General features: G+C 66.4%; 21 protein-coding genes. 15 read left to right on the forward strand and 6 right to left on the reverse strand.

Annotated features, from left to right (window positions below):
* Positions 1-40 precede the first annotated feature (40 nt).
* Positions 41-1540 (reverse strand): CoA-acylating methylmalonate-semialdehyde dehydrogenase, encoded by a 1500-nt coding sequence (locus H5V43_RS16650; protein ID WP_025548478.1) that lies wholly within the window; start codon positions 1538-1540, stop codon positions 41-43.
* A 100-nt stretch (positions 1541-1640) separates the two neighbouring features.
* On the opposite strand from H5V43_RS16650, the gene H5V43_RS16655 reads away from it, so the two are divergent.
* Positions 1641-2537: a LysR family transcriptional regulator gene (locus H5V43_RS16655; protein WP_193666844.1), complete on the forward strand. Its 897-nt coding sequence runs from the start codon at positions 1641-1643 to the stop codon at positions 2535-2537.
* A gap of 48 nt (positions 2538-2585) precedes the next feature.
* On the opposite strand, the gene H5V43_RS16660 is transcribed toward H5V43_RS16655, so the two are convergent.
* On the reverse strand, positions 2586-3806 hold the full coding sequence (locus tag H5V43_RS16660; protein WP_025548480.1) for an NAD(P)/FAD-dependent oxidoreductase: 1221 nt from the start codon (positions 3804-3806) through the stop codon (positions 2586-2588).
* Between the two features lie 528 nt (positions 3807-4334).
* Here H5V43_RS16660 and H5V43_RS16665 point away from each other — a divergent pair.
* Positions 4335-5363: an AraC family transcriptional regulator gene (locus tag H5V43_RS16665; RefSeq protein ID WP_037482097.1), complete on the forward strand. Its 1029-nt coding sequence runs from the start codon at positions 4335-4337 to the stop codon at positions 5361-5363.
* Positions 5364-5532: 169 nt separating this feature from the next.
* Here the strand turns inward: H5V43_RS16665 and H5V43_RS16670 are convergent, their stop codons facing one another.
* From H5V43_RS16670 to H5V43_RS16685, 4 genes are read right to left on the reverse strand one after another with little or no spacing between them, the layout of a single operon-like run.
* Positions 5533-5835, reverse strand: coding sequence for a non-heme iron oxygenase ferredoxin subunit (locus tag H5V43_RS16670; RefSeq protein ID WP_044660979.1), 303 nt, complete (start codon positions 5833-5835; stop codon positions 5533-5535).
* On the reverse strand, positions 5832-6350 hold the full coding sequence (locus tag H5V43_RS16675) for a nuclear transport factor 2 family protein (protein ID WP_025548485.1): 519 nt from the start codon (positions 6348-6350) through the stop codon (positions 5832-5834). Before H5V43_RS16675 ends, H5V43_RS16670 begins: the two co-directional genes overlap by 4 nt.
* Positions 6320-6688 (reverse strand): hypothetical protein, encoded by a 369-nt coding sequence (locus H5V43_RS16680; RefSeq protein WP_025548487.1) that lies wholly within the window; start codon positions 6686-6688, stop codon positions 6320-6322. Before H5V43_RS16680 ends, H5V43_RS16675 begins: the two co-directional genes overlap by 31 nt.
* A 13-nt stretch (positions 6689-6701) precedes the next feature.
* Positions 6702-7898: an aromatic ring-hydroxylating oxygenase subunit alpha gene (locus H5V43_RS16685; protein ID WP_226870203.1), complete on the reverse strand. Its 1197-nt coding sequence runs from the start codon at positions 7896-7898 to the stop codon at positions 6702-6704.
* Between the two features lie 292 nt (positions 7899-8190).
* Between H5V43_RS16685 and H5V43_RS16690 the strand changes: the two genes are divergently transcribed.
* The 13 genes from H5V43_RS16690 (at position 8191) to pcaD (ending at position 20274) form a co-directional block, all read left to right on the forward strand.
* The gene (locus tag H5V43_RS16690; RefSeq protein ID WP_193666845.1) at positions 8191-10596 is read left to right on the forward strand and encodes a TonB-dependent receptor; all 2406 of its coding nucleotides are present in this window, start codon (positions 8191-8193) and stop codon (positions 10594-10596) included.
* Positions 10566-11129 (forward strand): nuclear transport factor 2 family protein, encoded by a 564-nt coding sequence (locus H5V43_RS16695; protein WP_025548490.1) that lies wholly within the window; start codon positions 10566-10568, stop codon positions 11127-11129. Before H5V43_RS16690 ends, H5V43_RS16695 begins: the two co-directional genes overlap by 31 nt.
* Before the next feature lie 134 nt (positions 11130-11263).
* Entirely contained in the window at positions 11264-12499 is a 1236-nt protein-coding gene (locus H5V43_RS16700; protein ID WP_025548492.1) for an aromatic ring-hydroxylating oxygenase subunit alpha, read from the forward strand.
* 10 nt (positions 12500-12509) lie between these two features.
* A complete protein-coding gene (locus H5V43_RS16705; RefSeq protein ID WP_025548494.1) occupies positions 12510-12854 on the forward strand; it encodes a hypothetical protein in 345 nt (114 codons plus the stop codon).
* Positions 12855-12884: 30 nt separating this feature from the next.
* Positions 12885-14192: an acetamidase/formamidase family protein gene (locus H5V43_RS16710; protein WP_025548495.1), complete on the forward strand. Its 1308-nt coding sequence runs from the start codon at positions 12885-12887 to the stop codon at positions 14190-14192.
* A 5-nt stretch (positions 14193-14197) separates the two neighbouring features.
* Positions 14198-14413, forward strand: a complete 216-nt coding sequence (locus H5V43_RS16715) for a hypothetical protein (protein ID WP_025548496.1) — start codon at positions 14198-14200, stop codon at positions 14411-14413.
* Positions 14414-14500: 87 nt separating this feature from the next.
* Positions 14501-15670, forward strand: coding sequence for a muconate/chloromuconate family cycloisomerase (locus tag H5V43_RS16720; protein WP_025548498.1), 1170 nt, complete (start codon positions 14501-14503; stop codon positions 15668-15670).
* A 4-nt stretch (positions 15671-15674) separates the two neighbouring features.
* On the forward strand, positions 15675-15965 hold the full coding sequence (gene catC / locus H5V43_RS16725) for a muconolactone Delta-isomerase (protein ID WP_025548499.1): 291 nt from the start codon (positions 15675-15677) through the stop codon (positions 15963-15965).
* 25 nt (positions 15966-15990) lie between these two features.
* Positions 15991-16881 carry a dioxygenase family protein gene (locus tag H5V43_RS16730; protein WP_025548501.1) on the forward strand — a complete coding sequence of 297 codons (891 nt, stop codon included), beginning with the start codon at positions 15991-15993 and terminating at the stop codon, positions 16879-16881.
* Between the two features lie 15 nt (positions 16882-16896).
* Positions 16897-17634: a CoA transferase subunit A gene (locus tag H5V43_RS16735; protein ID WP_025548502.1), complete on the forward strand. Its 738-nt coding sequence runs from the start codon at positions 16897-16899 to the stop codon at positions 17632-17634.
* A complete protein-coding gene (locus H5V43_RS16740; RefSeq protein WP_025548504.1) occupies positions 17634-18290 on the forward strand; it encodes a 3-oxoacid CoA-transferase subunit B in 657 nt (218 codons plus the stop codon). The genes H5V43_RS16735 and H5V43_RS16740 overlap by 1 nt, the downstream gene beginning before the upstream one ends.
* Positions 18287-19489: a 3-oxoadipyl-CoA thiolase gene (gene pcaF / locus H5V43_RS16745; RefSeq protein ID WP_044660975.1), complete on the forward strand. Its 1203-nt coding sequence runs from the start codon at positions 18287-18289 to the stop codon at positions 19487-19489. The genes H5V43_RS16740 and pcaF overlap by 4 nt, the downstream gene beginning before the upstream one ends.
* Entirely contained in the window at positions 19489-20274 is a 786-nt protein-coding gene (gene pcaD, locus H5V43_RS16750) for a 3-oxoadipate enol-lactonase (RefSeq protein ID WP_193666846.1), read from the forward strand. The genes pcaF and pcaD overlap by 1 nt, the downstream gene beginning before the upstream one ends.
* Positions 20275-20286: the final 12 nt, after the last annotated feature.

Here is a 20286-nt window from a genome sequence, read left to right on the forward strand (position 1 = left end):
CGGACAAGCGGGCGCTTCCGTTCCCCTGCCGGGCAGAAGCCTATCGCATCGTCGGGATGACAAAGCTCTGGTCGATCACCGCGCCGCCGTCGGGCCAGCGCTGCGTGATCTTCTTGGTGCGGGTGTAGAAGCGCACGCCGTCCATGCCATACTGGTCGAGATCGCCGAAGCCCGAGCGCTTCCAGCCGCCGAAGCTGTGATAGGCGACCGGCACCGGGATCGGCACGTTGATGCCGACCATGCCCACTTCGACATCGGCGGCGAATTTGCGCGCATAGTCGCCGTTGCGGGTGAAGATGGCGACGCCGTTGCCATATTGATGCTTCGACGGATAGCTGAGCGCCTCCTCGAAGGTCTGGGCGCGCAGGATCTGGAGCACCGGGCCGAAAATCTCGTCCTGATAGCTTTTCATCTGCGGCGTCACCCGGTCGATCAGCGTCGGGGCGAGGTAGAAGCCCTCCTCATAGCCCTGAAGCGAGAAGCCGCGTCCGTCGACCACGATCTCCGCGCCTTCGTCGGCGGCCATCTGGATATAGCTTTCGACACGGGCCTTGTGCACGCCGGTGACGAGCGGGCCATATTGCGCGTCGGGATCGGTAGGGATGCCGGGGCGCAGCGTTTCGATGGCGTCCAGCAGCTTGGCGCGGAAGGCATCGGCCGTGGCTTCGCCCACCGGCACGACCACCGGCAGCGCCATGCAGCGTTCGCCCGCCGAACCATAGGCCGCGCCGACGATGTCGGCCACTGCCTGATCCATGTCGGCGTCGGGCAGGATGATGCCGTGATTCTTGGCCCCGCCCATCGCCTGGACGCGCTTGCCGTTCTGCGCGCCGCGGGCATAGACGTAATTGGCGATGTCGGACGATCCGACGAAGCTGACCGCCTTGATGGCCGGGTGGTCGAGAATGGCGTCGACCATCTCCTTGTCGCCATGGACGACGTTCAGGATGCCGGCGGGCATGCCTGCCTCTATGGCGAGTTCAGCGAGGCGCACCGGGACGGAGGGGTCGCGTTCGGAGGGCTTGAGGATGAAGGCGTTGCCGCAGGCGATGGCCATGGCGCTCATCCAGAGGGGGATCATCGCGGGGAAGTTGAAGGGGGTGATGCCAGCGGCGATGCCCAGCGGCTGGCGCATGGAATAGACGTCGATGCCCGGACCCGCGCCCTGGGTGTATTCGCCCTTCAGCAGATGGGGGATGCCGCAGGCGAATTCGACGACTTCCAGGCCGCGCTGGATGTCGCCCCTGGCATCAGCGACGACCTTGCCATGTTCGGAGGAGAGCAGGACGGCGAGTTCGTCCATATTCTGTTCGATCAGTTCCTTGAAGCGGAACATGACGCGGGCGCGGCGCTGGGGGTTGGTGGCGGCCCATTCGGGCTGGGCGGCGAGGGCGGAATCCACCGCCTTCTGGAGATGGGCGGCGGTGGCGAGTTCGACCTGCGCCTGGACAGCGCCGGTGGCGGGGTTCAGCACGTCGGACAGGCGGGCGCCGGCGAGCGGGGCGGATTGTCCATGAATGAAATGAGTAATTGAACGCATTTTTCCGGTTTCCTCTCCTGCCGGTGGATGGCTTTGGTATAGACGGGTCAGCTTTGCAGATATACGGGTATGTGGACACATTGGTTGTGCGGATTTGCCCATGCTGAATTCCGATGAGCTGCGCCTGTTCCTGGCCGTGATGCGGGAGGGCAACATGCTGGCCGCCGCGCGCCGGGTCGGGGTGGACCATAGCACGGTCGCCCGCCGCCTGACCAATATGGAGGCGACGCTGGGCGCGCGCCTGTTCGACCGCAGCCCGCGCGGGGTGACGCCCACGCCCGCCGCCTTCGCGCTGGTTTCCCATGCCGAGCGGATCGAGAGCGAGCTGCTCGCCGCGATGAGCAGCGTCGCGGGGCGCGACCGGGAGGTGGAGGGGACGGTGCGGCTCGCCACGCCGGAGGCCTTTGCCAGCCATCTGATCGCGCCGCGCGTGGCCGAGTTGCGGGAGCGGCATCCGCGCCTGACGCTGGAGCTTGCGTCCGAAAGCAAGGCGGCCAGCCTGTCGCGGCGGGAGGCGGAGATCGCCGTGATGCTGAAGCCGCCGCCCAAGGGACGGTTCGTGACCCGCAAGCTGGCCGATTACCGCCTGGGCCTCTATGCGTCGAAAGCCTATCTGGCGCGGGAGGGGGTGCCGACGGGGCGGGGCGACCTGAGCCGTCATGTCTTCGTTTCCTATATCGAGGAACTGGCCGGGTTCGCGGAGATGATCGCGCTGGACCAGCTGTTGCCCGGCGCGGCCATCGTCTTCCGCGCCAGTTCCAGCGCCGCGCAGCATGCGGCGGTGGCGGCGGGGATGGGGCTGGGCGTGCTGCATGTCTTCGCGGCGGCGGAGGACGAGCGGCTGGTGCAGTTGTTTCCGGAGTCGATGCCGGAGTCGATGGAGGTGTGGCGCAGCTATTGGCTGGTGATGCATGCCGATCTGCAGAGGCTGCCCAGGGTGCGGGCGGCGGCGGATTTTCTGGAGGAGGTGACGCGGGGGATGCGGGAGCGCTTATAGGGGCGCGGGCCGATCCCCCACCGCCGCCTTCGGCGGGAGATCGGGCGTTCAGGCCGCCATCTTCACGGGGATGGCGGGATCGGCCAGCTTTGTCCGGTCGACCGCGACGCCCTTCAGGATCAGGGTGCGGGCGCCCATGAAATCCCTGGGGCTGTTGATGGCGTCGACCGCGATCACCCGGCCCCCGCGCAGATAGAGGGCGGTGAACGGACCGTTTTCCGGATCGCCGCGCACGACCATGTCGTCGGCATCCCGGTTGAGGCCGGCGGATTGCAGCCTGATGTCATACTGGTCGGACCAGAAGGTCGGCAGCGCGCGATATTCGGCCGGCGCCCCCAATATGGTGTCGGCGGCGGTGGCGGCGGAATCCATCGCATGCTGCACGGATTCGAGCCGCCAGAGCCCGCCCGCATGGGGATTGGGGTGCCGCGCGCAGTCGCCTATCGCCAATATGCCTTCCGCCGAGGTCCGGCAATATCCGTCCACCAGCACGCCGCCGTCGCAGGCGATGCCCGCCTGTTCCGCGAGCGCCGTTTCCGCATCGATGCCGATGCCGACGATGGCGATGTCGACGGGGATTTCCCCGCCCGAGGCCAGGCGGATGGCAGAGACGCGATCCGCGCCGGAAAAGCCCGCAATCCGTTCGCCCAGGCGCAGGTCGACGCCCCGGCGGCGATGCTGCCGTTCGAAGAAATCGGAGAGCAGGGGGGAGGTGACGCGCTGGAGGACGCGGGGCTGCGCCTCCACGACGACGACTTCATGCCCCATTTCGCGCGCCGCCGCCGCGACCTCCAGCCCGACATAGCCCGCGCCGACGAGGCCGACCCGGCCGCCGCCGCGAAGCCCCGCCCGAATGGCGTCCACATCCGCGACGGTACGCAGATGATGGATGCCCGGCAGGCCGGAACCGGGGCAGCGCAGGGTGCGCGCCCTGCCGCCCGTCGCCAGCACGCACCATCCGAAGCGGATCGTCCGGCCATTGTCCAGTTCGGCGCGCCGCCCGGCGGGATCGAGCGAACGGACCCTGCATCCCAGTTCGAACCGGACCCGCTGTTCGTCCCAATAACCGCTGTCCCGCAGCAGCAGCCGGTCGATCTGCATGGCGCCGACCAGATAGGCCTTGGAGAGGGGAGGGCGGTCATAGGGCAGGCAGTCCTCTTCGCCCGCCACGGCGATGCTGCCGGCAAAGCCCTTCTGCCGCAGCGCAATGGCCAGATGCGCGCCCGCATGGCCGCCGCCGACGATGAGGACGTCCGTTTGCTCGTTCAATGCGATTCTCCTCCCCTGTGCGCGGTCGCCGGGCGACGATCCGGCGCGTTTCCGGGCCGTCGCGGGCGCGCCGCCGCCGCGCCGCGCGAACGGATTGCCGGGCGGCGAGGGGCAACGGCCTGTTTCCCATCGACATTGCGGATCGTTCGGGCCGGCGACAGCCCATGCCGATGCTTCGAAGCTGGGCCAAAATCGTCGCTGCCACTATCCCCTGAGCGCAGGCCTTGCCCTGATCGCGCGGTCTTTTCGGGCGGCAGGCTTGACCCGGCCCTGTAATAAGAGTGTCATCGCGAAAGGGACGAGGCTGTAACGACATCCAGCCATGACGGCCTGCAAAGGGCGGTTGTCCGCGCTTCCGGCACGCTGCGTTCCGGATCGCGGGACCGCCATGTCCGGCGCGTCATTTTCCGGATGTCGATGCAGCCGAGGGAGGGCCGTGTCGATGATCCGTCGCCGGGGTGGGCAGCGTCCACCGGAGCGAGGCAGGCGTTTCAAGCCGGGTCGGGGACCGGGCCAGGGAGGACGAGCATGTTGACGCAAATGGCTGCGCCGAGCCGCTTCTGGAATGGCGAGGCGCTTCCGCTGGTTCAGTGGAACAGGTTCAGCAGCACCGACGCGGGCGATGTCGAGGCGCATATGAGCCGGATGTTCTGCCCCCACAGGCTGGACGTGCAGGGCGGGCGGCCGCCGATCGATTTCCGCCACAATCAGGCGCAGCTCAAGGCGCTGACCTTCAACGCGCAGGATTATGGCAATCCCTTCGGGCGGATTTCCATCGACGTGCCGCAGATGGGGCAGATCTATCTGGTGCAATTCTCGCTGACGGGCACGTCCTTCATCACCCATGACAGGGACAGTTTCAGCCTGGCGCCCGGCGAGATGTGCGTGCTGGCCCCGGATTCGCATTTCCGCCAGACGTTCGAGGCGGGCTACAAGCATTTCACCATCAAGATACCCAAGGCCGATCTGGAGCAGGTGCTGGCGAGCGAACTGGGGTTCCGGCTGGACGATCTGGTCTTTTCGACCCGGCCGGTGCCGCTGGTGGGGGCGGCGCAGGCCTTTGCCCATCTGGTCCGGACGATCTGCGACGACATCGATTACGGGCTGACGGGCTATACCCATCCCCGCGCGAGCGGCGCGGTGGAGGATACGCTGAAGCGCCTGCTGCTGGCGGCGGTGCCGCACAATCATTCCGAACTGTTCGACAGCGCGCCATCCGGGCCAGCGCCCTATTATGTGCGGCGCGTCGAGGATTTCGTGCGGGGCCATGCGTGCGAGGCGATCTCCCTGATCGACATGATCGAGATTTCCGGGGTCAGCGCGCGGTCGCTGCATGCGGGGTTCCGGCGGTTTCGCGGGGTGACGCCGATGGTCTACCTCAAAAATGTGCGGCTGGACCTGGCGCGCAAGATGCTGCTGGGCGGCGTGGAGGAGGGGCATAGCGTGACCGATGTCGCGCTGGCCTGCGGGTTCAGCCATCTGAGCAAATTCGCGCGTGACTATGCGGAGCGGTTCGGGGAGCGGCCCTCGGCTACGTTGCGGCAGTTGAAGGGGTGAGGGGCGGGCGCGTGTCGGTTCTGTTCCGGTGGGATTGAGGTACGGCCTGCTCCTGCGAAGGCACTCGAACGAGACGAGTGGCTCGTGAGAGTCCAGTTCCAGCGGCGGGACTGGGTTCCTTCCTTCGCAGGAGCAGGGTGGAGGTTTGACTCAAGCGCTGCACCGACCATCAGGGCGCGATATGCACCGCGCCGTCGATGATCTCCACCGCGTAGGTCTTGAGCGCGATGGAGCAGGGGGCCGCGCAGGCCGCGCCGGTCCTGATGTCGAAGCTGCCGAGGTGGAAGGGGCAGACGATCCTGCCATCCTCTATCTCGCCTTCCGCCAGCGAGGCTTCGCCATGGGTGCAGAGGTCGTCGGTGGCGAACACCTCCCCGTCCAGCAGATAGACGGCGATGCCGTGGCCGCCGTCCAGTTCGACGCGATGCACTTCGTCTTCGCTGAGATCGTCGATTGCGCAGAGGCGGATCATGGGGCGAACGCCTTCTTGATCGCCCAGGGGGGCGTCGCCACGCCCTGCACGCGCAGGTCCAGCTTCACGGACGTGAATTTCCATTCTTCTTCCTCATATATCGTCAGGCTGTCGTACCAGCCGCCCAGCCAGCGGTCCTCCGGGCCGGAGTCCCCGGCCATGGTGGACAGTTCCCAAAGATACCAGCGGCAGCGCGCCGAGCGGGCGTCTTCCATAAATTCGACATGGGGGGCGACCATATAGTGGATCGACCACAGCACCTGTTCGGCGGCGATGCGGGCGAGGCCCCGGGCAATGGCGGCGGCGCCGTGGAAGGTGGCGAAGCCCTCCGCCGACCAGACCGCGTCCGCGTGGAACAGCGGTCGCATGATCGCCGGATCGTTCCTTCGGTCCGCGCCGTGGGCGTAGCGCGCCACGAGACCTTCCATCTCCTGGCGCGCTTCGATGCGGAACAGCCGTTCCTCCATGGGCAGGGAGGCCATATTCAGGCGGCCATCGGGCGCAGCCCGCGCCATGTCTCCTGCCCGCCATGGACGGCGACGAAGCGCGCCTCCTCGAACGCATAGGGGACGCCGGGGGAGCCGGAATATAGTTCGATATGCGGGGCGACCTCGGCCAGCGAGAGGGCGAGATTGTAGAGGGCGTGGTGGCTTTCCGGCAGCGCGCCCAGCGGGAAGCGGTCGACCTCCGCCAGCGCGTCCGGCAGGCGGGGCAGCATGCGGTCGTAGAAAGCGCGCAGTTCCGCCGCGCTCGATGCCTGCCGCTTGCGCTGGCGCTGGTCGGCGGTGGGCAGGTTCCAGTCGAGGCAAAGGGAGAGGTCTTCGAAGCCGGTGGGCAAAGTGGGTTGCGTCATGGTCTTTTCCCCCTCACGCATTGACATATCGGTCGACCACGGCGGCGCTGTGGCGGATGAGGATTTCGTCGTCCTGGAGATTCTGGACGAGCTTGGCGCGGGACTGCATCGCCCTTTGCGTGTCCTCCATGGTGGCGGTGTCCTCCAGCCAGGCGTTGCGCTGAAGCGTCATCGCATGTTCGATGGCCCAGCGTTCGGCGTTGGTCTTTGGCGGGCGGACATAATAGCGGCCCTCCCAGAGCGTGCGGTTATGGGCGATGGGCCAGAATTGGTGGGTGAACCAGATGCCCTCCGACACATGGATCAGCGTGTTGGGGAAGAGGACGCTGAGTTCGAAGGCGAAATCGTCGCGCTTGTCCGGGTTGATCGCGGGGGGCAGCATGGTTTCGGCGCGCTGGGTGACGAGCGAGGCGCCGGCGATGCTATTGGCGATGCCCGCGACCGGGGTGGGTTTTGCGCCCAGCGTCAGGCAGACGGCGCAGCTGCGGTGCGGGCCCATCAGCTTCACATTTTGCAGCCCGGTGGAGAAGGTGTTGGGGAAGGAGCCGGCATGGATGGTGTCGACATGATAGGCCTCCGCAAAGGCGTCGTGCGCGACCTTCCAATTGCATTCCAGTTCGGTGTGGTAGGTGAACTGGTAGCTGAGTTCGGCAAAGGGGAAGCCCGCGAAATGCGCGGCATAGTCGCCCAGAAAATCGGTCAGGCTGTTGTCCGGATTTTCGGCCAGGTTGACGAAGATGAAGCCTTCCCAGACATCGGTGTGGATCGGGGTCAGGCCGTTCCGCTGCCTGTCGAAACATGGGTAGAAGCGTTCTTCGCTCGGCACATGTTTCAGCGCGCCGTCCGCGCCATAGACCCAGCCGTGGAAACGGCAGGTGACGATGGCCGCCTTGCTGCGGCCGAAGGTTTCCGGGCCGGTTTCGGTGACGACGGTGTTGCCGCGATGCGCGCAGACATTGTGATGGGCGCGCACGACATCGTCCTTGCCGCGCATCAGGATGACCGACGTGTCGGCGGCGGCGAGGCGCTTGACCTTGTAATCGCCCCTGTCGGGGATTTCGTCGACGCGGCCGACGCAGAGCCAGACCTTCCTGAATATCTTCTCCCGTTCCCGTTCATACCAGTCCGGGTCGATATAGGGTTCGATGGAGATGGGCCCCGATCCCAGTTCGGGATGTTCGTGTAACCAGCGATGCGCGTCGTTCATCATCCTGTCCTTGCCGTTGCATCGGTTGTCGTTGCGGCTTCCGAATGCGTGAAATCGGCATGGATGATGTCGGCGCGCGCCATGCCCCGCTAGCCCGATCCGGTGCGCCTTAGCCTGGGGGCGCATCAAAGGCGCGGGGGGACGGAAGCGGTGCGGAAGGGCTTTTTCGCGGTTCCTCACTCCGTCGCGCTCAGATGATGAACTTCGCGGGATCAGGCTAGCGCGGCTGGCCGATCTGGGTTCGATTATGGCGGTACCAGAAAAACAAAATGCCAATCGAGACGGGGAGTCAAATATGGAAGATGAAAGCTGCAAACCCATATCGTCCGGCCGCGCGGCCCGGCGTCTGCAATCGGGTTCGGTGCGCGCGCTGGTCGCCGGGCTGGCGCTGGCGTCCGGAGCGCCCGTTCTGGCGCAGCAGGCGCCGGAAGACCCGGCTGCGAGCCAGAATAGCGGTATCGCGGAAATCACCGTCACCGCTCGTCGCCGCGCGGAGTCGCTCCAGGACACGCCGATCTCCATCTCGGCGGTGACTTCGGAAGGTCTGGCGCAGCGGGGGATCGATAACGTCACGCAGATCGGAGACTTCACCCCGAACGTGAAGTTCAACAGTTCGGTGCCGGTATCGGCCAGCAACGCCACGGCGGCGATTTTCATTCGCGGCATCGGGCAGAATGACTATCAGCTTTCCGCCGATCCGGGCGTGGGACTGTATCTGGACGGCGTCTATATTTCACGCGGCGTCGGTAATGTGCTCGACGTCCTCAATGTCGAGCGGATCGAAGTGCTGCGCGGGCCGCAGGGGACTTTGTTCGGCCGCAACACCATTGGCGGCGCGGTGAGCGTCGTCACGAAGAAGCCCGCCGACGATCTGGGGGCCAGCCTGGAGCTGACGACCGGCAGCTACAACCGGGTGCAGATCAAGGGTTCCATCGACGTGCCGCTGGCCGAGGGGGTCTATACCAGCCTTTCGGGCTTTTATCATATGCGCGACGGCTATGTGAAAGGCACGGTGCCGCTGACGCCGGATCTGGGCGACACCAATACGATGGCGGGGCGTTTCGCGCTGCGGCTGGAGCCGACGAGCAAGCTTTCCATCAACATCGCCGTCGACGGCACGCGGTCGCGGGAGGAAACCGCGCCCAACGTCATGCTGGCGGTCGATGAGAACGCGCCGGCGGCACAGGTGTGGAACGGCCTTTATTCGGGCGCGGCGGGCATCTGCACCGACCTGCCCAACCCGGCCCGGCTGTCCGACACGCGCTGTTACAACAGCCAGTGGGCGCAGGCGCCCTATCGCCATGGCGGGACGTTCCGGGCGGTGTCGAGCGTCTTCGACAATTTCGGGAAGCGGCGTTACCAGTCGGCGTCGGACCTCAATATCTGGGGCGTTTCCGGTACGGTGGAATGGCGGCTGGGCGATAATGTGACGGCCAAGTCCATCACCGCCTACCGCAAGGTGACGGGTTTCTGGACCCGCGATTCCGATCATAGCCCGGCCAGCATCGTCCAGACCAAGAGCGACTGGAAGCAGGATCAGTTTTCGGAAGAACTGCAACTGATCGGCGATGCGCTCGACAGCCGTTTGAACTGGGTTGTCGGCGGCTATTATTCGAAGGAAAGCGGCAATCACCAGGATCTGGTCAACATTGTCGACGCCGTCTTCATGAGCGGTGCGATCCTCGATGGACGGAGCCTTGCCGCCTTCGGTCAGGCGACGTTCGAGATCGTCCATAATCTCAGCCTGACCGGCGGCATACGCTGGACCGAGGACAAGAAGACATTCGACAATGGCAATCAATATGTCGTGGCGGCGGGATTCCTGACGGGGCAGCCCTTCAATCCCGACGGGTCGGGGTTGCAGGACGGCGATCCGCTGATGGGCCCGCCGGGACGGACGACGATCAAGGACCGCGCCTGGACGCCGATGGCCAGCCTTTCCTATCGCTGGTCGCCCGAATTCCTGACCTACGCATCCTATTCGCAGGGGTTCAAGGGCGGCGGCTTCACCCAGCGCGTCTTCCCGCCCTTCGCCAATATTCCGTCCTTCCGGCCGGAGACCAGCACCACCTATGAAGTCGGCTTCAAGTCCGACCTCTTCGACCGGCGGCTGCGGGTGAATGGCGCGGCCTTCGTCAACGATTATGACGATCTGCAGATCACGGTGAACGACCCGCGTCTGGGTTTCGCGCCGATCATCCAGAATGCGGCGAAGGCGCGCATCAAGGGGCTGGAGCTGGAAGTGCAGGCCCGGCCGACCGAGGCGCTGAAGCTGGAGGCGGGGCTGGGTTATCTGGACGCGAAATATCGGCAGGTGGACATCCGGGCGCTCAACAGCGGCGTGACCAGGGATTCCCATTTGCAGAATGCGCCCAAATGGACGCTGAGCGCGGGGGCTTCCTACGACATTCGGGTCGACGGCGTGGGCCGGTTCACGCCGCGGGTCGATTGGTCCTACCGGTCGACGGTCTATAATGACGCGGTGAACAGCCCGCTGCTGATCCAGAAGGGCTATCATCTGGTGAACGCCTCCATCGGCTATAGCGACGAACCGGAAAGCTGGCTGATCACGCTGGGCGTCAAGAATCTGACCAAGGAAGTCTATCTGGGTTCGGGCTTCGTGGATTCCTTCGGCGGGATCACGGAGGGGGCGTTCGGGAGGCCCCGCGAATGGTTCCTGAGCGCGCGCCGGACCTTCTGACAATCATGCGGGTGCCGGTTTTTCCGGCGCCCGCCCTGGCGGGCGAGGACGGCATGGCGGAAATATGGGAACGCAGGGTCGAGCGGCTGGAGGCGTTGCGCGACATCGATGCGCTGATCGTCGACCTTTCGCGGGCCTTCGATGCAGGGCCTTCGGCGGAGATGCTGCGGCCGCTTTTCACCGAGGATGCGGTCTTCCGGGTCGACCGATATGGGGTGTTGTCGGGCGGGGACGCCATCGCTGAGGGTGTGGCGGGCAATGCGGAGCAGGGGTTCAGATGGACCCTGCATTATCTGGTTTCGCCCAAGGTGACGCTCGATCCCGCTTATGAGCGGGCGGACGTGGAATTCATGCTGTGGGAGGTTGCGACCTCAGCCAGCGGGCGGGCCTATTGGATCGGCGGGCGCTATGTCGCGGACGTGCGGAAGATGGCGGGCGGCTGGCGGTTCGGTGCGCTGGAACTGCGGGCCGATCTGATCTCCCACTATCCCGATGGGTGGCGGGACAAGCCAGAGGCTTTGGGAGATGCGTGATGTTGGAGCATGTCCTGTCAGGAAAGAGGAGGGCTTCGACAGGCTCAGCCCGAACGGGGGCGGGTCGGCACGCTGTTGCCCAGGGTCCTGTGGCGAAGAAGCGACAGAGTTTACGGGAAATATCGGAGAGTAGGATGACCACGACATGCACGGCGGAAGACTTGCGCCATATCAACCGAAGCGTCGATGATATTCGCGAAGAACTGGGCGTCGATCCGGTATCGGTGCGGGCGATCAGCGATCCGGCCATTTACGAGCTGGAGCGGGAGAAGATCTTCCGCAAGACCTGGCTGAAGGTCGCGACAAGTTGGGAGCTGCCCCATGTCGGGGACTATAAGGTCAAGGAACTGCCGGTGGCGGACGCATCCGTGCTGATCGTGCGGGGCAAGGATGGGCGGATCAGGGCCTTCCACAATGTCTGCACCCATCGCGGGAACAAGGTCGTTCCGAGCAGCGGTTTCGAGACTTTCGGGCGGTCGCGCGCCAATGTCGTCACCTGCCGCTTCCATGGCTGGGTGTTTTCGACCGACGGGCCGCTGCGTTCCGTGCCGATGAAGGAGAAGTTCGGCAAGCTGGATACCGCCTGTCTTGGCCTGCGCGAAATCCATTGCGACAGTTGGGAAGGTTTCGTCTTCATCCATTTCGATGCGGAACCGGCGCAGACGCTGACCGACTATCTGGGTGACTTCGGCCGGTTGTTCGGCGGCTATCCCTATGCGGAATCGACCACCGCCTTCCGCTATTCGACCGTGCTGAACTGCAACTGGAAGGTCGCCCATTATGCCTTCAGCGAAGGCTATCATGTGCCGACCATCCATGCCGGATCGCTGCCGGGCTTCAAGGGGGTGGAACATGGCGATTTCAAGCTGATGGGGCCGCATGCCTCCTCCACCATCTATGGGGCGGGGATGGACACCGCGCCCTCGACGCTGGCCTTCGCGTCGATGCTGAGCACGACCGAGCGCCACCGCCCGCGGCCCGACCAGTTGCCGCCCGCGATCAACCCGGAGCGGCGGGCGGATTTCCAGTTCGAGCTGCCCAACCTCTTTCCCAATTTCATCATCCATCTGGCGTCGGGCTGCGGCTATCCGGGCATGTCCTTCTTCACGCATCAATTCTGGCCGCTCGACCATGGGCGGACGCTGTGGGAGGGGATCAACTATTTCCGGCCCGCCCAGAATGCGGCGGAACAGGTGGCGCAGCAGCATGTGAACGCGCTGCACCGGAACGCCTGGCTGGAGGATACCGCCACCATGGAGGACACTTTCGCCGGCATCATGTCCGGATCGATCGACGCGATGCAGTTGATGGATCAGGAATTTCTGATCCGCCACGCGGCGCGCACGCTCGACACCTATCTCGCGGCCTGAGGATTTTAGCATGACCGACCCGATACTCCCCGCGCCCTTTGCCGATCTGGCGCCGCTGGCCGCCCATTGGGCGCGGCCCAGCGAGAATGAGCGCAGCGAGATACGCTGGAGCGCCAGCGCCGCCGATTTCAGGGCGCTGTATGAGGCGATGATGCCGCGTCTGGACGCAATATTGCGGCTGTTGTCGGAGCATCCCGCCAGCGGCATGCCGGAGGATGTCCATAATCTCTTCCTGCTGGCCTGCGCCTTTGCCGAGGCGTCGCCGCATCATGAGCTTTACGGGGGCAGCAGCGCCGTTCCCTTCAGCTTCGATGCGCGGCGCTTCGTGCGCATGGATGGCGATGCCGCGCTCTGAGCGGTCCCACAGAAACAAGGGGTAGTTCCAATGTCTGAAGCGCGTTCGCATATCGAGGTTCATGACTATAGCGGCGGGATCGTCGGGCCGGGCATCGCGCCGGCCGGGACCGTTCGCGACGGCGGCACCATTCGCACCGGCACGCCGCCGGGCTGCTGGGGGCCGATGATCACGCCGAAATTCCAGGGCGGGCATGAAGTCACCCGTCCCGTGCTGGTCGAAGGGGCGGAAGTCGGGGACGCCATCGCCATCACGCTGAAGACGGTGCGGGTGACGTCGCTCGCCACCTCTTCGGGCGTGATGGAATTTGTCGAGGGGCGCTATGTGGGCGATCCCTTCGTCGCGAAGCTGTGCCCGAGCTGTGGCACGACCGCGCCGTCCAGCCATATCGAAGGCATTGGGGACGAGGCGGTGCGCTGCGACAATTGCGGGGCGGAGGTGAATGCGTTCCGCTTTTCCAACGGCTATGTCATCGTGCTTGACCGGGAAAACAACGTGTCGCTGACCGTGAGCAAGGATGTCGCGGAACGGATCGCCGGGGATGCGCGGAATATTGCGGCCATTCCGGACGGGGCGGACCAGCATTCGATCCTGGCGCTGGCGCGGGCGGATATTGCGGGCCTGGCGAGCCGCATGCGGCCTTTCCTGGGCAATATCGGCACGGCGCCGTCCCGCGACCTGCCGGATTCGCATAATGCGGGGGATTTCGGGTCGTTCCTGATCGATGCGCCCCATGGCTACAGCTTCACGCAGGAGGAGTTGGACCGGCACAAGACCGATGGGCATATGGACACCAATTCGGTGCGGGAGGGCGCGATCCTCATCTGCCCGGTCAAGGTGCCCGGCGGCGGCGTCTATATGGGCGACATGCATGCGCAGCAGGGCAATGGCGAGATTGCCGGCCATGCCACCGACGTGTCGGGCGTGGTCGAGCTGGAAGTGAAGGTGATCAAGGGGCTGAAGCTGGACGGCCCGATCCTGTTGCAGCATCGCGACGATCTGCCCTTCCTGGCGCAGCCGATGAGCCGGGAGGAGCGCGCGGCGGTCGGGCGGCTGGCCGAGCGCCATGGGCAGAAGGTGATAGAGGACAATGCGCCGATCACCTTCATCGGTTCGGGGCCGACGCTGAACGACGCGACCAGGAACGGGCTGACCCGCGCCGCCGAGGTGACGGGATTGCCCTATGACGAGATCCTCAACCGGGCGACCATCGCGGGATCGATCGAGATCAGCCGGTTGCCCGGCGTGGTGCGCGTCACCTTCCTCTGCCCCACGCCGATCCTGGAGCGCATGGGCGTGGCGGAGCTGGTCCGCCAGCAATATGGCGCGCAGGCGTGATCGCCATGAGCGGGGCGAAAATGCCGGGATCGGTCGTCATCGGCCGCGATGTCGTGGACCGCATGCTGCATCTGGAGACCGGCCGGACCGACGAGGCGCTGAACGCGCGGTTCGGCATCAGCTATAATAGCTGGCGCAAGATCATCGCGGGGCGGCCGGTCCGGTCGTCCATGGCCGCCCGGCTGGTGCGGCGCGTCGAGAGCATCGAGCCGGGTGTCTGATACCTTGCCGGTATGAAATCGAACCGAAACGGCATTTTCCCTTGCCGCTCGGCCTTTCTATCTGTTCCGGACTGCAACGGAGAATTCATGGCGTCCTCCATCACCATCGATAGCGTCGAGGCCTTCATACTCGACGTGCCGACCATCCGGCCGCATGTGCTGTCGGTCGCGACGATGCGGTCGCAGGCGATGGTCATCGTCCGGCTGGTCTGTTCCGACGGGGTGGAAGGGATAGGCGAGGGAACGACCATCGGCGGCCTCAGCTATGGCGCGGAAAGTCCGGAGGGCATCAAGCTGGCCGTCGACACCTATTTCGCGCCGGTCCTGACCGGGGCGGACGCGACGCGCCCGGCCGCGATCATGGCCCGGCTGCGCAGGGAGATCGCCGCCAATCATTTCGCCAGGAATGCGGTGGAGACGGCGCTGCTCGACGCGCAGGGCAAGCGGCTGGGCGTGCCGGTCAGCGAATTGCTGGGCGGGCGGGTGCGCGACCGCTTGCCGGTGCTCTGGACGCTGGCGAGCGGCGATACGGCGCGCGACATAGAGGAGGCGGAGGCGATGCTGGCGTCGCGCCGCCACGACGCCTTCAAGCTCAAGATCGGGAAGCGCCCGCTGGAGGCCGATGTCGCGCATGCGGCGGCGATCAAGAAGGCGCTGGGCGACCGGGCCAGCGTGCGGGTCGACGTGAACCAGGCGTGGAGCGAGGTGACGGCCAAGCGCGGGCTGGCGATGCTGGCCGATGCGGGCGTCGACCTGGTGGAGCAGCCGATCAGGGCGAGCAGCCTTTCGGGCATGGCGCGGCTGACCGCGATGGGCCGCCTGGCGGTGATGGCGGACGAGGCGCTGTACGGGCCGGAGACGGGCTTTGCCTATGCCGCCGCCGGGGCCGCCGACGTGTTCGCGATCAAGATCGCACAGGCCGGGGGGCTGACGGCCGCCAGGGGGCTGGCGGCCATTGCCGAAGCGGCGGGGGTGGCGCTCTATGGCGGCACCATGCTGGAGGGGGGCGTGGGGACGGTCGCGTCGGCGCAGTTGTTCGCGACCTTCGCCGATCTCGCCTTCGGGACGGAGTTGTTCGGGCCGCTGCTGCTGACCGAGGAGGTGCTGGCGCAGCCGCTGGACTATTCGGACTTCAGCCTTGCCGTGCCGGACGGGCCGGGCCTTGGCATCGCGCTGAACCCCGACGCGGTCGTCGCCTTCCGCCGCGACGCGCCCGCGCGCACCACCGTCCTTCTTTCCGGACAGGCGAAGGGATAGGCCGATGCTGTTTCACGTCACCATGGATGTCCATGTTCCGCACGGTTGCGACCCGGCGCGCTTCGAGCAGTTGAAGGCGGCGGAAAAGGCGCGTTTCCAGCAGTTGCAGCGCGACGGGACATGGCGGCACATCTGGCGGGTGGTGGGCCGGTACAGCAATGTCAGCATCTTCGATGTGGAGGACAATGCGCAGCTCCACGACCTGCTGACCAGCCTGCCGCTCTATCCCTTCATGGAGGTGAAGGTGACGGCGCTGTGCCGCCATCCTTCCTCGCTCCACGACGATGATCGCTGATATTCAAACTTCCGGAGAGGTGAACATGACCGAAGATTTCGTGAACGGCGCAGCGGTCCAGGCCCTGCTCGACCGGGCCAGCGGCCTCGATGCCGAAGGCGGCGACAGGCGGCTGAAGGCCATCGTCCGCGAGCTGGCCGAAGCGGTGATGAGGACCATCGTCCGCCATGATGTGAGCGAAAGCGAATTCTGGGCCGCGATCCAGTATTTCCAGGAAGGCGCCGCCGAATTCGGCCTGATCGTGCCGGGCGTGGGGCTGGAGCATTTCATGGACCTGCTGATGGACGCCCGGGATGCCGAGGCGGGCAGGACCGGGGGGACGCCGCGCACCATCGAAGGGCCGCTCTATGTCGCGGGCGCGCCGCTGGTGGAGGGGGACGTCAACCTGAGCGACGATCCCGACGATACCGGCACGCTGTACATGAGCGGCGTGATCAGGGGGCCCGGGGGGGAGCCTGTCGAGGGTGCGATCCTGCACGTCTGGCACGCCAATTCGCAGGGCTGGTATTCGCATTTCGACCCGACCGGCGAGCAGACGCCCTTCAACAACCGCCGCCGCATCCGGATCGGCGGCGACGGGCGCTACAGCTTCCATTCGAAGATGCCCAACGGCTATAGCGTGCCGCCCGGCGGGGCCACCGACCGGCTGATGCGGGCGCTGGGCCGCCATGGCAACCGCCCGGCCCATGTGCATTTCTTCGTCGAGGCGCCCGGCTATCGCACGCTGACGACGCAGATCAACTTCGGGGACGATCCGTTCGCGGCGGACGATTTCGCCTTCGCCACGCGGGAAGGCCTGCTGCCCGTGCCGAACCGGCAGGGCGATGCCGCCACCATCGTCTTCGATTTCGAGCTGCAGAAGGCCGGCGCTTCCACCGAGGAGGGTTTTTCGTTACGGGCCCGCGCAGCGGTTTGAGCAAGAGGCTTTTCCATGCAGAAGATTGTCGATAGTCCGAGGCGCGCGCTGGAAGGCCTGTTGTTCGACGGCATGACGATCATGTCGGGCGGATTCGGGCTTTCGGGCAATCCCGAAAGCCTGATCCCCGAGATCCGGGCATCGGGCGTGAAGGACCTCATCATCATCTCCAACAATGCGGGGGCCGACGGGTTCGGGCTGTGGATGCTGCTGGAGAGCCGCCAGGTGCGCAAGATGATCTCCTCCTATGTGGGGGAGAACAAGCTGTTCGAGAGCCAGTATCTTTCGGGAGAACTGGAGCTGGAGCTGAACCCCCAAGGCACGCTGGCCGAGCGCATCCGGGCGGGCGGCGCGGGCATCCCGGCCTTCTACACCAAGACGGGCGTGGGCACGATGGTGGCGGAGGGCAAGCCGGTCGAGACCTTCGAGGGGGAGGAATATGTGCGGGAGAGCTGGCTGCGCGCCGACCTTTCCATCATCAAGGCGTGGCGCGCGGACCCCGCGGGCAACCTGATGTTCCGCAAGACGGCGCGCAACTTCAACCCGAACATGGCGACGGCCGGCAGGGTCACGGTGGCGGAGGTGGAGGAGATCGTGCCCGAGGGCAGTTTCGACCCCGACTGCATCCATACGCCCGGCATCTATGTCGACCGCATCGTGCTGAGCACCATCAACGAGAAGCGGATCGAGAAGCTGACGACGCGTCCGCGTGAGACCGGGGGCGCGCGCGAGACCGTGGGAGGGGCGGCCTGATGCCCTGGACCCGCGACGAGATGGCGGCCCGCGCCGCGAAGGAACTGCGCGACGGTTATTATGTGAACCTGGGCATCGGCATTCCGACGCTGGTGGCGAACCATGTGCCCCGGGGGGTGAACGTCACGCTGCAGAGCGAGAACGGCATGCTGGGCATCGGCCCCTTTCCCCATGAGGGGGAGGCGGACCCGGACCTGATCAACGCCGGCAAGCAGACGATCACCGCGCTGCCGACCAGCAGCTTCTTCTCCTCCGCGGACAGTTTCGCGATGATCCGGGGCGGGCATATCGACATGGCCGTACTGGGCGCGATGGAGGTGGCGGCGAACGGCGACCTCGCCAACTGGACCATCCCCGGCAAGATGGTGAAGGGCATGGGCGGCGCGATGGACCTGGTCGCGGGCGTCAAGCGCGTGGTCGTGGTGATGGACCACAGGTCGAAGGACGGCAGCCCGAAGATATTGGAGCGCTGCACCCTGCCGCTGACCGGCAGGGGGGTGGTCGACCTGATCGTCACCGATCTGGGCGTGATCGCGGTGGACCGCAGGGCAGGCGGGCTGAGGCTGGTCGAAACGGCGCCGGGCGTCACCGTGCAGGAGATCGCGGCGGGCACCGGCGCGCCGATCGACATCGCCGGCGCGGCCGCCGCCGCATGAGCGAGGCCTTCCTCTGCGATGCGGCGCGCACCCCCATCGGCCGCTATGGCGGAAGCCTGGCGGGCGTCCGCGCCGACGATCTCGCCGCCATCCCGTTGCGCGCGCTGATCGGGCGGAGCGGCGTCGATCCCGCCGCCGTCGACGACGTGATCCTGGGCTGCGCCAACCAGGCGGGGGAGGACAACCGCAATGTCGCGCGCATGGCCGCGCTGCTCGCGGGGTTGCCCGACAGCGTCGGCGGATCGACCGTCAACCGGCTCTGCGCGTCCGGACTGGACGCCGTGGGCTCCGCCGCGCGGGCCATCAGCGCGGGCGACGCCGAACTGATGATCGCGGGCGGGGTGGAGAGCATGAGCCGCGCCCCCTTCGTCATGCCCAAGCCCGAGAGCGCCTATTCGCGCAGCAATGCGATCCATGACACCACCATCGGCTGGCGCTTCGTCAATCCCCGGATGAAGGCGCTCTACGGCGTCGATTCCATGCCTGAGACGGGCGAGAATGTGGCGGCCGACTTCGGCATATCGCGCGCCGATCAGGACGCCTTCGCCCTGCGCAGCCAGCAGGCGGCCGCCGCTGCGCAGGCATCGGGCTATTTCGCCGAGGAGATCGTGCCGGTCGTCGTCGCGGACCGCAAGGGTCGCGAAACCGTAGTCGACGCGGACGAACATCCCCGCCCGGACACGACGATGGGGATGCTGGCGGCGCTGAAGCCGGTGGTGCGGCCGGACGGCACGGTGACGGCGGGCAATGCATCGGGAGTCAATGACGGCGCGGCGGCGATGATCGTCGCCAGCGAGGCGGCGGCGAAGACCCATGGACTGACGCCCCGCGCCCGCATCCTGGGCATGGCGAGCGCCGGCGTGCCGCCGCGCGTCATGGGCATCGGGCCGGTGCCGGCCACGCAGAAGCTGATGGCGCGGCTGGGCCTGTCCATCGACCGGTTCGACGCCGTCGAACTGAACGAGGCATTCGCCAGCCAGAGCCTGGCGGTGTTGCGCGGGCTGGGCCTTGCCGACGACGACCCGCGCGTCAACGCCCATGGCGGGGCGATCGCCCTGGGCCATCCGCTGGGCATGTCGGGCGCGCGCATCGCGATGACGCTGGTGCATCGTCTGGAACGGACGGGCGGCAGGCTGGGCCTAGCGACGCTGTGCATCGGCGTCGGCCAGGGGCTGGCGCTGGCGGTGGAGCGGGTCTGATGGAGAAGCGGTTCGTCACGACCGGCGACGGATGCCGCATCGCATGGCGGATGGACGGACCGGAGGATGCGCCCGTCCTGCTGCTGTCCAATTCGCTGGGCACCGGGCTGGAGATGTGGACGCCGCAGATGGCGGCGTGGACGCGGGCCTTCCGCGTGCTGCGCTACGACCAGCGCGGCCATGGCGCGTCGGATGCGCCGGCGGGCGGCTATTCCATCGACCGGCTGGGGCGGGACGCGATCGAGCTGCTCGATGCTTTGCGGATCGACGCGGTGGATTTTTGCGGCCTGTCGCTGGGCGGGATGGTCGGGCAATGGCTGGGCATAAGGGAGCAGCGCAGGCTGCGGCGGCTGGTGCTGGCCAACACGTCGAGCTTCATGGGGCCGCCCGCCGCCTGGGACGCGCGGATCGCGCTGGTGCGCGAGCGGGGCATGGCGCCGTTGGCGGAGGCTTCGGTCGAGCGCTGGTTCACCGCGGCCTTCGCCGCGCGCGGCGGGGACGCCATCGCGCCCGTCGCCGCGATGCTGCAGGCGACCGATCCGCAGGGCTATGCCGGCTGCTGCGCGGCGATCCGCGACATGGACATGCGGCGGACGGTGGCGCTGATCGAGGCGCCGACGCTCGTGATCGGGGGCACGCAGGACCCGGCCACCCCGCCGCCGCACAGCGAGGCGCTGGGCCGGTCGATAGCGGGGGCGCGGCTGACGATGCTGGAGGCGGCGCATCTCGCCAATGTCGAGCAGCCCCAGGCCTTTGCAGAGGCGGTGACGGCGTTTCTTGGCTGAGCCGAAGTCCGT

Origin of the sequence: Sphingobium fuliginis, from assembly GCF_015074805.1 — a bacterium.
Lineage (GTDB): Bacteria > Pseudomonadota > Alphaproteobacteria > Sphingomonadales > Sphingomonadaceae > Sphingobium > Sphingobium fuliginis.

Bases quoted from the DNA above. Each gene is read 5' to 3' on its own strand.
- H5V43_RS16650 (WP_025548478.1), bottom strand. From the start codon at position 1,540: ATGCGTTCAATTACTCATTTCATTCATGGACAATCCGCCCCGCTCGCC.
- H5V43_RS16655 (WP_193666844.1), top strand. From the start codon at position 1,641: ATGCTGAATTCCGATGAGCTGCGCCTGTTCCTGGCCGTGATGCGGGAG.
- H5V43_RS16665 (WP_037482097.1), top strand. From the start codon at position 4,335: ATGTTGACGCAAATGGCTGCGCCGAGCCGCTTCTGGAATGGCGAGGCG.
- H5V43_RS16670 (WP_044660979.1), bottom strand. From the start codon at position 5,835: ATGATCCGCCTCTGCGCAATCGACGATCTCAGCGAAGACGAAGTGCAT.
- H5V43_RS16675 (WP_025548485.1), bottom strand. From the start codon at position 6,350: ATGGCGCGGGCTGCGCCCGATGGCCGCCTGAATATGGCCTCCCTGCCC.
- H5V43_RS16680 (WP_025548487.1), bottom strand. From the start codon at position 6,688: ATGACGCAACCCACTTTGCCCACCGGCTTCGAAGACCTCTCCCTTTGC.
- H5V43_RS16685 (WP_226870203.1), bottom strand. From the start codon at position 7,898: ATGATGAACGACGCGCATCGCTGGTTACACGAACATCCCGAACTGGGA.
- H5V43_RS16690 (WP_193666845.1), top strand. From the start codon at position 8,191: ATGGAAGATGAAAGCTGCAAACCCATATCGTCCGGCCGCGCGGCCCGG.
- H5V43_RS16695 (WP_025548490.1), top strand. From the start codon at position 10,566: ATGGTTCCTGAGCGCGCGCCGGACCTTCTGACAATCATGCGGGTGCCG.
- H5V43_RS16700 (WP_025548492.1), top strand. From the start codon at position 11,264: ATGACCACGACATGCACGGCGGAAGACTTGCGCCATATCAACCGAAGC.
- H5V43_RS16705 (WP_025548494.1), top strand. From the start codon at position 12,510: ATGACCGACCCGATACTCCCCGCGCCCTTTGCCGATCTGGCGCCGCTG.
- H5V43_RS16710 (WP_025548495.1), top strand. From the start codon at position 12,885: ATGTCTGAAGCGCGTTCGCATATCGAGGTTCATGACTATAGCGGCGGG.
- H5V43_RS16715 (WP_025548496.1), top strand. From the start codon at position 14,198: ATGAGCGGGGCGAAAATGCCGGGATCGGTCGTCATCGGCCGCGATGTC.
- H5V43_RS16720 (WP_025548498.1), top strand. From the start codon at position 14,501: ATGGCGTCCTCCATCACCATCGATAGCGTCGAGGCCTTCATACTCGAC.
- catC (WP_025548499.1), top strand. From the start codon at position 15,675: ATGCTGTTTCACGTCACCATGGATGTCCATGTTCCGCACGGTTGCGAC.
- H5V43_RS16730 (WP_025548501.1), top strand. From the start codon at position 15,991: ATGACCGAAGATTTCGTGAACGGCGCAGCGGTCCAGGCCCTGCTCGAC.
- H5V43_RS16735 (WP_025548502.1), top strand. From the start codon at position 16,897: ATGCAGAAGATTGTCGATAGTCCGAGGCGCGCGCTGGAAGGCCTGTTG.
- H5V43_RS16740 (WP_025548504.1), top strand. From the start codon at position 17,634: ATGCCCTGGACCCGCGACGAGATGGCGGCCCGCGCCGCGAAGGAACTG.
- pcaF (WP_044660975.1), top strand. From the start codon at position 18,287: ATGAGCGAGGCCTTCCTCTGCGATGCGGCGCGCACCCCCATCGGCCGC.
- pcaD (WP_193666846.1), top strand. From the start codon at position 19,489: ATGGAGAAGCGGTTCGTCACGACCGGCGACGGATGCCGCATCGCATGG.